10 protein-coding genes are annotated in these 12,653 nt (G+C 63.8%); 3 read left to right on the forward strand and 7 right to left on the reverse strand.

The window, feature by feature from the left end:
• The first annotated feature begins 170 nt into the window (after positions 1 to 170).
• Positions 171 to 1,232 (forward strand): aromatic ring-hydroxylating dioxygenase subunit alpha, encoded by a 1,062-nt coding sequence (locus C8K66_RS18580; protein WP_046483772.1) that lies wholly within the window; start codon positions 171 to 173, stop codon positions 1,230 to 1,232.
• Positions 1,233 to 1,261: 29 nt separating this feature from the next.
• Positions 1,262 to 2,212, forward strand: coding sequence for a PDR/VanB family oxidoreductase (locus C8K66_RS18585; protein WP_108525602.1), 951 nt, complete (start codon positions 1,262 to 1,264; stop codon positions 2,210 to 2,212).
• A 6-nt stretch (positions 2,213 to 2,218) separates the two neighbouring features.
• On the opposite strand, the gene C8K66_RS18590 is transcribed toward C8K66_RS18585, so the two are convergent.
• The 6 genes from C8K66_RS18590 to C8K66_RS18615 all read right to left on the reverse strand — a co-directional run bounded on the left by C8K66_RS18590 (position 2,219) and on the right by C8K66_RS18615 (position 10,371).
• Positions 2,219 to 2,932, reverse strand: a complete 714-nt coding sequence (locus C8K66_RS18590; protein ID WP_017847928.1) for a GntR family transcriptional regulator — start codon at positions 2,930 to 2,932, stop codon at positions 2,219 to 2,221.
• Positions 2,933 to 3,011: 79 nt separating this feature from the next.
• Complete coding sequence (locus tag C8K66_RS18595) at positions 3,012 to 4,766, reverse strand: acyl-CoA dehydrogenase family protein (RefSeq protein WP_057005583.1); 1,755 nt, start codon at positions 4,764 to 4,766, stop codon at positions 3,012 to 3,014.
• A 42-nt stretch (positions 4,767 to 4,808) separates the two neighbouring features.
• Entirely contained in the window at positions 4,809 to 6,050 is a 1,242-nt protein-coding gene (locus tag C8K66_RS18600; RefSeq protein WP_057005582.1) for a thiolase family protein, read from the reverse strand.
• Positions 6,047 to 7,921 carry a feruloyl-CoA synthase gene (locus C8K66_RS18605; protein WP_046383961.1) on the reverse strand — a complete coding sequence of 625 codons (1,875 nt, stop codon included), beginning with the start codon at positions 7,919 to 7,921 and terminating at the stop codon, positions 6,047 to 6,049. Before C8K66_RS18605 ends, C8K66_RS18600 begins: the two co-directional genes overlap by 4 nt.
• A 62-nt stretch (positions 7,922 to 7,983) precedes the next feature.
• On the reverse strand, positions 7,984 to 9,432 hold the full coding sequence (locus tag C8K66_RS18610; protein ID WP_046383962.1) for an aldehyde dehydrogenase: 1,449 nt from the start codon (positions 9,430 to 9,432) through the stop codon (positions 7,984 to 7,986).
• 108 nt (positions 9,433 to 9,540) lie between these two features.
• A complete protein-coding gene (locus C8K66_RS18615) occupies positions 9,541 to 10,371 on the reverse strand; it encodes a p-hydroxycinnamoyl CoA hydratase/lyase (protein ID WP_017847933.1) in 831 nt (276 codons plus the stop codon).
• A gap of 213 nt (positions 10,372 to 10,584) precedes the next feature.
• On the opposite strand from C8K66_RS18615, the gene C8K66_RS18620 reads away from it, so the two are divergent.
• Complete coding sequence (locus C8K66_RS18620) at positions 10,585 to 11,073, forward strand: MarR family winged helix-turn-helix transcriptional regulator (protein WP_046483785.1); 489 nt, start codon at positions 10,585 to 10,587, stop codon at positions 11,071 to 11,073.
• A gap of 4 nt (positions 11,074 to 11,077) precedes the next feature.
• Here C8K66_RS18620 and C8K66_RS18625 read toward each other — a convergent pair whose 3' ends face one another.
• On the reverse strand, positions 11,078 to 12,403 hold the full coding sequence (locus C8K66_RS18625) for an OprD family porin (protein WP_057005581.1): 1,326 nt from the start codon (positions 12,401 to 12,403) through the stop codon (positions 11,078 to 11,080).
• Between the last annotated feature and the right edge of the window lie 250 nt (positions 12,404 to 12,653).

The following is a 12,653-nucleotide window of genomic DNA, read 5'->3' on the forward strand; positions in this document are numbered from 1 at the left end:
CGCACGGCGTGGCAGCCAGGCAAGCGCGCATTATGGATCCAGTAAATAAAAAGTGATCGATAATCGCCCAAATAAATCTCGACATTGCCGAACCACAGGTTGACTCCAAGTGACGCACTTAATTTAATGGATCCATTAAATAAGAACAATCACTCGCCTGGAGAGTCACCATGTACCCCAAGAACACGTGGTATGTCGCCTGCACCCCCGATGAAATCGCGCAAAAGCCGCTGGGTCGGCAGATCTGCGGGGAAAAAATGGTGTTTTATCGCGGGCTGGAAGGCGCCGTCGTGGCTGTCGAGGACTTCTGTCCGCACCGCGGCGCGCCGCTCTCGTTGGGCTATGTGGAGAACGGCAAGCTGGTCTGCGGCTACCATGGCCTGGTCATGGGGGACGATGGCAAGACCGTCGAAATGCCCGGGCAGCGGGTGCGCGGGTTTCCCTGTAACAAGACCTTCGCCGCGGTGGAACGCTACGGTTTCATCTGGGTGTGGCCCGGCGATCAGGCCCTGGCCGACCCGGCGTTGATCCACCACTTGGAATGGGCCGTGAGCGACCAGTGGGCCTATGGCGGCGGTCTGTTTGACATCCAGTGCGACTACCGCCTGATGATCGACAACCTGATGGACCTGACCCACGAAACCTACGTCCACGCCTCCAGCATCGGCCAGAAGGAAATCGACGAAGCGCCGCCTGTGACCACGGTCGAAGGCGATGAAGTCGTCACCGCCCGCCACATGGAAAACATCATGGCCCCGCCGTTCTGGCGCATGGCCCTGCGTGGCAATAACCTCGCCGATGACGTGCCGGTGGACCGCTGGCAGATCTGCCGCTTCACCCCGCCCAGCCATGTACTGATCGAAGTCGGCGTAGCCCACGCCGGCAAGGGCGGCTACCACGCCGCGCCCGAGCACAAGGCCGCGAGCATCGTGGTGGACTTCATCACCCCGCAAACCGAGACATCGATCTGGTACTTCTGGGGCATGGCGCGCAACTTCAACCCTCAGGACCAGGCACTGACCGCCAGCATTCGCGAAGGCCAGGGCAAGATTTTCAGCGAAGACCTGGAGATGCTTGAACGCCAGCAACAGAACCTGCTGGCCCACCCGACGCGCAATCTGCTCAAGCTCAATATCGATGCCGGTGGCGTGCAGTCACGCAAGGTCCTCGAACGGCTGATCGCCAAGGAGCGCGCCCTCGCGCCGCAACTGATCACCACGACCCGCGCCTGAACCGCGCGCTAACGCTACGAGGACTGAACATGATCGATGTGGTGGTGGTATCCCGCAACAACGAAGCCCAGGACATTTGCAGCTTTGAATTGGCCCGCGTCGATGGCCAGGCGCTGCCGGCCTTCAGCGCTGGCGCGCATATCGACGTGCACCTGCCCGACGGCGTGGTCCGCCAATATTCCCTGTGCAATCACCCGGAAGAACGGCATCGCTACCTGATCGGCGTGCTCAACGACCCGGCCTCCCGTGGCGGCTCCCGTTGCTTGCACGAACACATACAGAAGGGCGCCCGCCTGCAGATCAGCGAACCGCGCAACCTGTTCCCGCTGGCGCACGAAGCCCGACGCAGCCTGCTGTTCGCCGGCGGCATCGGCATCACCCCGATCCTGTGCATGGCCGAGCGCCTGGCCCATGTCGGGGCTGACTTCGAACTGCATTATTGCGCCCGCGCCAGTGAACGCGCCGCTTTTGTGCAACGCCTCAAGGACTCATCGTTCGCCGAGCGCGTGTGCCTGCATTTCGACGAGCAGCCCCATACGGCAATGAACACCGCCCAGGTGCTGGCGGCGCCCGACGCCAACGTCCACCTGTATGTGTGCGGCCCCGGCGGTTTCATGCAGCATGTGCTCGACAGCGCTCGGGCCCAGGGCTGGCAGGAGGAATGCCTGCACCGCGAATACTTCGCTGCGGCGCCGCTGGACAGCAGCCTCGACGCGGGGTTTTCGGTGAAGCTCGCCAGCAGCGGCCAGGTCTTCGACGTACCCGCCGACCGGAGCGTGGTCCAGGTCCTGGAAAGCCACGGTATCGAGATTGCCGTGTCGTGCGAACAAGGGATTTGCGGAACCTGCCTGACCCGCGTGCTCGAAGGCATACCGGAGCACCGCGACCTGTTCCTCACCGAGCAGGAACAAGCGCTGAACGACCAGTTCACCCCCTGCTGCTCGCGCGCGAAAACCCCGCTGCTGGTGCTCGATCTCTGAAAGGCGTCACGCCGTGGGCAAAATGACCTTCATCCGCGCGTTGGCGGTCGCGGAACCGAAGATCTCGGCATAGCGCAAGGTCGCGTTGGCGTGCTCGCGCATGATCGCTTCGGCCCGCGCGCCCTGGCGATTGACCAGGGCATCGAAGACCGAGTGATGTTGCATGTGGGCATAGTTGAAACGCCGGTATTCGCGGACCATGTCGTCGCGATCCACCGCCAGCGCGGTGACCGATGCGAACGGCAGGTGATCATTGCGTGCCAGTGCGTCGGCGATCGCCGGGTTGTGGCTGCCTTCCACAATGACGCGGTGAAAGCGCATGTTCAGGTCGTGATAGACCTCAAGGTCGTCCTCGGTCACGTACCCTTTGTCGAACAGTTGATCGCCTTCCACCAGGCAGCGCTCGAGCGTGGCACGCGCCGCGTCGGACAACCCGCGCTCGGCGGTTTGACGCGCAGCCAGGCCCTCGAGCACGCCTCGCACTTCGACGGCGCCGGCAATGTCGTCCGGGCTGACCGAACGCACCTGATACCCACGCCCGCCAAACGGCACCAGCAGCCCTTCCTGCTCGAGGGTACGGAACGCCATACGCACGGGCATGCGTGACACACCGAACAGTTGCGCCGTGGGAATCTCCATCAGCCGCTCGCCCGCCGCCAACTCGCCGCTGGCGATCATCTTGCGCAGTGCAACCAGCACCAATTGACCGGGTTTACTCATCCAGGCAACTTCCAGAAAACGTGGGTCGCCATAGTACCGCTAGTAGTACCGCAAGTAGTACCGCAAGCATCCGATCGCGTCAGACGAACGCCAACGCCGCGCGTGCCGCGTCTATCGCGCCCAGGTGCTGCGCCAACCGGGACGGCAGGTAATCGAAAAAGAACCCGGCGCTTTGCAGCTTGGCGGCGCGCAACGGATCGTCCTCGGGCAATGCCCGGGAAACCCGAGCGGCCCGCGCCCATGCCAGGGCCAGCAGGGCCACGCCGCATAACTGGAGAAAGTCCGGCGCGGCCCGATAGGGGTACTCGCTGTCTTCCAGCGCCCGTTCACGTATGGCCTCGACCACACGGGCCAGCGCGTCACACAGGCTGCCCAGCGCGTCGGCGAAACCTGCACACGCGGCGCATTGGCCGCCCTGCCCGGCCTCGGTGCGCAGCACTGCCAGCAGCAAGTCGAAGGCTCGCCCCTCATCGCCCAGCACCTTGCGCAGCAGCAGGTCATTGGCCTGGATCTCGTTGCTGCCCTCATAGATCATCGCGATGCGACTGTCGCGCAGCGTTTGCTCGATGGCGAACTCGGCGACGTAGCCGTAACCGCCGAAGACCTGCAAGGCATTGCTCGCCTGACGAAAACCCTGCTCGGTGAAAAACGCCTTGATGATCGGCGTCAGCAACTGCGCCAGTTGACCGGCGCACGCTCGCGCTTGCGGGTCCGGGTCGTGCTCGGCCTGATCGAGTAAATGCGCGGCCCAATAACCGATGGCCCGCATCCCCTCGCTGGCCGTGCGCAACTCCAGCAACACGCGGCGCATCGCCGGGTGATAACGGATAGGGTCAGCCGCTTGGGCCGATGCCCCTTGCGGCCTCGACGGCGCACGCATTTGCACGCGCTCGGCGGCGTATTGCGCAGCGTTCTGCCAAGCCGCCTCGACATGCCCCAGGCCTTGCAGGCCGACATGCAGGCGCGCCGAGTTCATCATCACGAACATCGCCGCCAGGCCGCGGTTGGCATCGCCGATCAGCCAGCCTAGGGCGCCGTCGAACACCAGCGAGCACGTGGCGCTGCCCTTGATGCCCATCTTGTGTTCAATGCCGTCGCAATGCACAGCGTTGGCCTGGCCGTCGTCCAGTCGCTTGGGCACCAGGAACAGTGAAAGGCCGCGACTGCCCGGCGGCGCATCGGGCAGGCGCGCCAGTACCAGGTGCAGGATATTGGGCGTGAGGTCGTGCTCGCCGCCGGAGATAAACAACTTGTTGCCCTGCAGGCGATAACGGCCATCGCCCTCGGGGGTCGCGCGACAGCGCAGCAACCCAACATCGCTGCCGGCCTGGGGTTCGGTCAGGCACATGGTGGGCAAGGCATGCCCACTGATGATCTCGGGCAAGTAACGCGCCTGCAACCAGGGCGCGGCGTGGGTCTTGAGGCAGAGGTAGGCACCGTGGGCGATCCCGGTGTACATGGCCCACGCGTGGTTGCAGGCGTAGAGCATCTCTTGCAGCGCCGCGTCGAGCAGTTGCGGCAACCCCTGGCCGCCCTGCCCTTCAGCGCACGCCAAGGCCGGCCAGCCACCGTCGACATAGGCGCGATAGGCCTCGGCGAAACCGTCCGGCGTGCTGACCTGGCCGGCGTTCCAGCGACAGCCTTGACGATCGCCGCTACTGTTCAGGGGCGCCAGCACCCCCTGGCTGAAGCGCGCCGCTTCCTCCAACACTTGAACGGCGAGAGACATGTCCAACGCTTCGAACGCCGGAACATGGCTCCACGCCTGGGGGGCTTGCAGCCAATGTTCAAGCACAAATTGCATATCGCGCAGCGGCGCCTGATAGCTCCACATGGCAAACCTCATCGAATAAAAAGGAGTTACACCGTTGAACGCTCAACCGCGATAGGCCGGGTTCTCGATCAACAACGCCATGCCCTGCCCACCGCCGACGCACGCAGCGGCAATCCCGTAGCGCAGGTTGTGCCGGCGTAATTGCCCGGCCAGCGTCATGACCAAGCGCAGGCCGGTGGCGGCCAATGGATGCCCCACCGCCAGCGAACCGCCCTGGACGTTGAGCCGGGTGCTGTCCAGCTCCAGTTCCTGGGCCACCGCCAATACCTGGGCCGCCTGCGCTTCGTTGATCTCAAAACGGCCGATGTCATCCAGGCTCAACCCGCTGCGATGCAGCAGCAAGCGGATCGCCGGCGCCGGACCGATGCCCATGAACTCCGGCGCCACACCGACCACCGCGCTGGCCAGCAGCCGGGCCAGGGGCACACGCGGGCAGGCCGAGGCGCGCCCGACCAGGGCTGCCGCCGCACCATCGACCACCGCGCAGCTGTTGCCAGCGGTTTGCACGCCATTGGCATGCACGGCGCGCAAGCGTGCCAGGGCCGCAAGGTCGGTGGGCCGTGGGTGGCTGTCCTGGGTGACAGCAGCGGCGCGGCGCGCCAGGCTGATGCCACGCGGCTGATACCCCTCCAGCTCGAACACTTGGTTATCGACCGTCACGATCTCTTCAGCCCACGCGCCGTCACGCTGCGCCTGCAACGCACGCTGATGGCTCGCGCAGGCGTAACGGTCCACGGCCTCGCGGCTCAGGCCATGGCGGCGCGCCAGGTGGTCGGCGGTGGCGATCATGTCCAGCCCCGGGGCCGGGTCGTATAGGGCTTCCCAGAGAAAATCCTTGAATTGCACTTCGCCACCGAGACGAAACCCATCCCGGTGGGTGTAGGCCGCAATCGGGTTGCGGGACATCGACTCACTGGCCACGCACAAGGCCAGTTGCACCTCGTCGCGCAGTTGCTCAGCGGCCTGGCGCAACAGCTCGAAACCCGTGGCGCAGATGCGCTGCACCCCCAGCGCCGGGACCGATTGCGCCACGCCGCAGTACAACCCGACATGCCGCGGCAGCAAATAGGCATCGAAGCTGGCCTGGGCCATGGAGCCGGCCAGCACGCTGTCCACCGCCAGCGGGTCGATACCGGCACGGGCCAGGACTTCACGGCCGACCTTGATCCCCAGGTCGATGGGCGAGACCAGGGACAAGGCGCCACCGAGGTCGACCCACGGCGTGCGTAGCGCCTCGTAAATCGCCACGTCGGCAAACGCCGAATATTGCCCCACGCCGCTCAAGGCTTGGGCTCGGCACGCAGGATCGCAGCATCTTCACCGCGATACAGCGCCTCGACCTTGGCCGCGCGCCATTGCAGTACCGCACGCTGGTTGATCGACCCCTTGTCGGTAATTTCCCCACGGTCGATAGACGCCGGCTCGTCGAGCAAGGCAATCCATTCCAAACGGCTGGCATTGCCGGTGGCGTCGCGATTGAGGCGCTGCAACCAGTCGCCGAACCATTGGCGCACCGGCGCGCTGGCGAGTACGTCGGCGTCGCTCGCGTCGGCGTTCAAGCCCGCCAGCCGGCGGCATTCGTAGAGCCTGGGGAAGACCAGGGCGCCCAGGCATTCGCGGTCCGGCGCGGCAATCACCAGGTCCTGCACATACGGCGAGCCTTCCAGCACCGCGCGATTGCGCAACGGCCCGACGCTGACAAACACGCCGGAGGACAGTTTGAAATCCTCGGCGATGCGCCCGTCGAACATCAGCCCCAGTTGCGGCCGATTCGGGTCGGCGAGCTTGATCGCGTCCCCCGAACAATAGAAGCCGTGCGGGTCGAACACCTCGGCGGTTTGTTCCGGCGCCCGCCAGTACCCCGGCATGATGTGCGGCCCGCGGAAGCGCCCTTCGAACTTGCCGTCCACCGGCACCAGGCGCACCTCGCAGCCCGGCGCGGGCAAACCGATATAGCCGGCCATGGACAACGGCCCGGTGGTGAAGGTGCAGGATGGCGCGGCTTCGGTCATGCCCAGCCCGGCCATCATGCGGATGCGTTCTCCGCAGTGCTGTTCGGCCACCCGGTCGAGGCGGTCCCAGACACTTTGCGACAGGCCCGCGGCGGCGAAGAAAAACAATTTCATTCGCGCAAAAAAGCACTCGCGCAACTCGGCATCCTGCTCCAGGGCGCTGACCAACTCTTCCCAACCCTTGGGCACCGTCAGATAGGCCGTGGGCGACACCTCCTTGAGGTTGCGCAGGGTCTCGGCAAACCCCTGGGCCGTGGGCTTGCCAGCGTCGAGGTAAAAGGTGCCGCCGTTGTAGAGCACGATGCCGACGTTGTGGCTGCCGCCGAAGGTGTGATTCCACGGCAACCAGTCCACCAGCACCGGCGGCTCTTCGCCGAACACCGGAAACGTCTGCAACAACATCTGCTGGTTGGCGCAGAGCATGCGTTGCGTGGTGATCACCGCCTTGGGCAATTTGGTCGAGCCCGAGGTGAAAAGAAACTTGGCGATGCTGTCCGGGCCGGTGGCATTGAACGCCTGATCGGCCGCACTGCCGCCTGGGGTTTGCAGCAGGCTCGCGAAGCTGACCTGGGTGCGTCCCGGCACATGGCCGCGCACGCAGATCAGCGGCGTCTCGGCCGGCAATACCGCGTCGATCGCGCGCTGGTAGGCCGCCGCATCGCTGACGAACACCAGCCCCGGCTGCAGCAGGTCGCATACATGCCGCAGCTTGGCGAAGTCCTGGGACAACAACGAATACGCCGGCGACACCGGGCAGTAAGGGATACCGGCGTACATCGCACCGAGGGCCAGTTGCAGATGCTCAATGTCGTTGCCCGACAGCAACGCCAGCGGCTTGTCTGCCGACAGGCCGTAACTCAGCAAGGCCTGGGCAATCGCCCGCACGCTCTCAAGCATCTGCGCGTAGCTGACGCGACGCCAGTCACCATCGGCCTGGCGTGCGGCAATGAAGGTCTGCTCGGGACGCACCCGGGCCCAATGCACCAGACGATCGAGCAAGCGCGCCGGCAACTCGGCCAATGGCTCCAGGGAACGCATATGCAGCACGCCCTGCTCTTCAGTGACCGCCACCGGGGCGTGGCCGATGGAGACCTCGCGGTAGCGCGGTGCGGGCTGGGGTTGCGGTCTGAATTCGGAACTCACAAGGGTGTCCTCCAGCAAGGCGGATCACAGCCGCCTTGTTATTGTTATGTCGCGACGCCTGCTCAGATCGGGTAATGCCGCGGCCCGTTCTGCAAGGTCACCCAGCGCAATTGCGTGAAGTGTTCAATCGACGCCTTGCCGCCAAAGCTGCCGTAACCGCTGGACTTGACCCCGCCAAAGGGCATCTGCGCCTCGTCATGCACGGTCGGCCCGTTGATGTGGCAAATGCCCGACTCCACCCGCTGCGCCAGCGCCAGCGCACGCCCGGTGTCGCGGCTGAAGATCGCCGCCGACAGGCCGAACTCGGAGTCGTTGGCCAGGCGCAGCAGTGCTTCATCACCGTCACCGCGCAGCAACACCGCCACCGGGCCGAAGGATTCTTCGCGGTACAAGCGCATGTTCTCGGTGACGCCATCGATCAGGGTCGGCTGCAGGATGCTGCCCTCCAACTGGCCGCCCGCGACCAGCCGTGCGCCCTTGTCCAGCGCATCGTCGATCAGGGCCTTGATGCGTGTGCCGGCGCTGGCATCCACCAGGGAACCCAAGACCGAATCCGCCGCCGCGGGGTCACCGGCGCGCAGGCTGGCGACCTTGGCGGTCAGCTTGGCGATAAACGCATCGGCGACCTTGGCATCGACAATCAGGCGCTCGGTGGACATGCAAATCTGCCCCTGGTTGAAGTAGGCACCAAACGCTGCCGCGGCAACCGCCGCATCCAGGTCGGCGTCGTCGAGCACCAGGAGCGGCGCCTTGCCGCCCAGTTCCAGCAAGGCCGGTTTGAGGTGACGCGCCGAGAGTTCGCCGACAATCCGCCCGACATGGGTCGAGCCGGTGAAGTTGACCCGGCGCACCGCCGGGTTGGCGATCAGCCGTTCGACAATCGCGGCGGCATCGGCCGGTGCGTTGCTGATGACGTTGACCACGCCATCGCCCAGCCCGGCATCCTGCAAGACCTGGCCAATCAGGCGATGCACTGCCGGGCTTAACTCCGAAGCCTTGAGCACCACGGTATTGCCGCAGGCCAGCGGCATGGCGATAGCGCGCGTGGCGAGGATGACCGGGGCATTCCACGGCGCAATCCCCAGCACCACGCCGCACGGCTGACGCAGAGCCATGGCGAAACTGCCGGGGACATCGGAGGGAATCACTTCACCGGTGATCTGGGTGGTCATCGACGCCGCTTCACGCAGCATGTTGGCCGCCAGGCGCACGTTGAAGCCATACCAGTTGGCCATGGCGCCGGTTTCGCCAGCGGCGGCAATGAATTCGGCGCTGCGCGCCTGCAAGTGCTCGGCCGCCTTGAGCAACCGGGTGCGGCGTTCATTCGGCGCCAGCGCGGCCCAGCCGGGGAACGCCGCCTGGGCTGCGGCCACGGCGGCGTCGGCATCGTCCAGGGTCGCGGCGGCAACCCGCGAAACCACTTCACCGGTCACCGGGTTGCGACGCTCGAAGGTTCGACCGTCACGGGCGGGGCACGACCGGCCGCCGATCAACAGGGGCACGTCCAGCATGGTGATTCCTCTTTATTGTCTTTATGGGGAATGCATTCAAGCGATGTCACAGTAGCGCCAGGGTGAGGCGGCGAACAGCGGGATGCGCCCGCCATTCGCCGACTAGCCTCAGCGTTTGTACGTCTGCAGGCCGGGCTTGATGCTCTTGTCGTCGAGGAACTGCTTCATGCCCTGCTCGCGGCCGCCTTCGGTGTCGAGCAGGCGCGACTGATCGAGCTTGGCGTAGAGGTAATCCTCGTTCTGCTCCCAGGTCAGTTCGCGGCAACGCTTGAAGCCATGCTTGGCCGCCCGCAGCACCACCGGGTTTTTCTCCAGCAGGTTGCGCGCCAGTTCGATGGTCACTTCGCGCAGTTGCGCCAGCGGTACGCTTTCGTTGACCAGGCCCATCTCGGCGGCCTTCTGCCCGCCGAAGGTCTTGCCGGTCATGATGTAGTACAGCGATTGACGATGGCCCACGGTGTCGGCCATGGCCTTGCTCACCAGGTTGCCCGGTGGGATGCCCCAGTTGATTTCCGAGAGGCCGAAGGTGGCTTCGTCGGCGCAGATCGCCAGGTCGCACGCCACCAATGGGCTGAAGCCGCCGCCGAAGCACCAGCCATTGACCATGGCGATGGTGGGCTTGGCGTACATGCGCAGCAGTTTCCATTGCCATTGCGAGGCTTCGCGGCGGATTTTCTCCTGGAGGATTTCCGGGCCGGCATCCACTTCGCGAAAGTATTCCTTGAGGTCCATGCCGGCGGTCCAGGCTTCACCGGCACCGGTCAGTACCAGTACGCCGGCGTCGGGGTCCTGCTCCAGGGTTTCCAGGACGTCGATCATTTCGCGGTTCAGGGTCGGGCTCATGGCGTTGCGTTTTTCCGGGCGATTGAGAATGACCCAGGCAATGCCTTCCTCGATTTCAACCTTGACGGTGGTCCAACGGCCTTCGTAATTGCTCATGACGGTACGCTCTTGTTCTTGGTTGGAAGATGATTCGAAATTAAACCGCAAATATAGTTATGTCAATTAACTATTAACCTTGATAACCAATATTTTCCCCTTGTAAAACCTAAGCCGCTCGGGCGTTATGAAAAGCCGGCATAGCCATGGCTCGCGAACCTCGGCAAACTAGATAGCTTTCTTAACCTCCACCTTCTGAGGATTGCACTGTCAATGGCCAAGCCTTCCAACATCGCCGACGCCAACCTGGCCCTGCCCGACACCACCGAGGGGCGTGCGCCGCTGGATTCGGCCCTGGACGACCTGATCGGTTACGCCATACGGCGTGCGCAGCTCAAGCTGTTCCAGAACCTGATCGGTCGGCTTGCCGAGCACGACCTGCGCCCCGCTCAGTTCTCGGCCCTGGCGATCATCGAGCAGAATCCCGGCCTGATGCAGACCGACCTGGCTCGCGCGCTGGCGATTGAGCCGCCCCAGGTGGTGCCGTTGCTGAACAAGCTGGAAAGCCGCGCCCTCGCCGTGCGTGTGCGCTGCAAACCAGACAAGCGCTCCTATGGGATCTTCCTCAGCAAGACCGGCGAAACCCTGCTCAAGGCGCTCAAAGAGATCGCGGTCCAGAGTGACCTGGACTCCACCGCAGCCCTGGACGGTGAGGAACGTGCAGAGCTGCTGCGCTTGCTGAAGAAGGTGTATCAGGACTGACGGCTTACCAGAGCGCCACGGTGTAGAGCACCAGGAAACGGGTCTGGTTTTCATCGCGAAATGCCGCGCCAGCCGGGAAGTCATTGCGATAGATCGACTTGCGCGCCAGCAGCCCGACGTTCTTCAGCGGGCCGCTCTGGATCACGTAGCCCAGCTCCATCTGGAACTCGCGCTCCTTGCGATCCTCGGCGTTGAATGCCGCCAGCTCGATGTTATCGCCGCGCACGTAACGCAGCCGGCCCTTCAGGCCCGGTAAACCGGAAGCCGCGAAGTCATAGTCATAGATCGCCTGCCAGGTGCGCTCCTTGGCGTTGAGAAAGTCCGAACTCATGGTCAGTTCGCTCATGCCCATCAGCTCCGTCCCGGAGATATAGGGCGTGGCCGTCTCCCCACTGGAATGCATGTAGCCCAGGCTGAATTTGTGACCGCCCAGGCGGTAGCCAAACAACGCCGAGAGGTTGCGGTTATCCACGTTCCCCGCCTTGGCGCTGCCGTCCTCGCGACTGAAGAAACTGCGCAGGTCGCTGGTGAGCACGCCATCGCCCACGGGCAGATTGTGCAACAACGCCAGGGTGTCCTGCTGGTAGAGGTCGGCTATCTGCGAGTGATAGGCACGCAGGCTGAGGTCTTTGTTGACCTGGTAGTCACCGCCGACGTAAGCCAGGTGCGAGGTGGTGGCGGTGGCGTTGAAACGCCGGTTGGGCGAGGCGATGGTCATGGCCTGGTAGCTGGTGGAGTCGCGTTTGTTGATGCGGTCGATATAGCCGGTATTGAAGGTCAGGCCGTCGATGTCCTTGGAGCTCAAGGTGGTGCCGCGAAAGGTTTGCGGCAGCAGGCGCGACGGGCTGGCAAAGGCGAACGGCAGGAAGATCGACACGTCACCGGTCTTCACGGTGGTTTGGGCAAACCGCATCTTGGCGGTCGGCGCCAGGCGCGAGTACTCATCGGCGGCACGCTTGTCGCTGGCCGACACCGGCAACAACTCGGTGCCGCTGCGGTCCGGCGAAGAATCGAGCTTGACCCCCATCAACCCGCGCACATCTAGGCCAAAGCCCAGCGGGCCCGGGGTGTACCCCGATTCCAGGTTGAGGATGAACGCCTGGGCCCATTCCCGCGCAGCGGTCTTTGCACCGTCGTCCTTGTAGTCGCGATCCAGATAGTAATTGCGCAGGGTCAAGGTGCCGTGGCTGTCGTCGATAAAGCCGGCCGCCCACAGCTGGGAGGGCAACACGCTCAAGGCCAGCAACGCCATGACCAGGCCTGGCTTGCGGTTCGACACACAGGAGACGGACGCCACTGCAACGGCGTCCTCCATCGGGAGTTTTGGCATGTTCGTTGTCCATTTTTTGTTGTTGTTTTTGGGGGTGGCACACGCTCGGCCCGTTCGGCTTCGCCAACAGAGAATGGAAACAGCCGACGGCACTCGTCAACAGCAAATGACCGATAATCGAACATTAATAAAGCTATCTATTTTTATGATGAACACTGACACGCATCACAACACCATGAATTTAAAGCATTTATTTACTGTTTTTAGCTTTTTTAATACGCCATTCATTTTTTAGTTATCTTTGTTATCT

It is taken from the genome of Pseudomonas sp. GV105 (genome assembly GCF_003058185.1).
Classification (GTDB): domain Bacteria; phylum Pseudomonadota; class Gammaproteobacteria; order Pseudomonadales; family Pseudomonadaceae; genus Aquipseudomonas; species Aquipseudomonas veronii.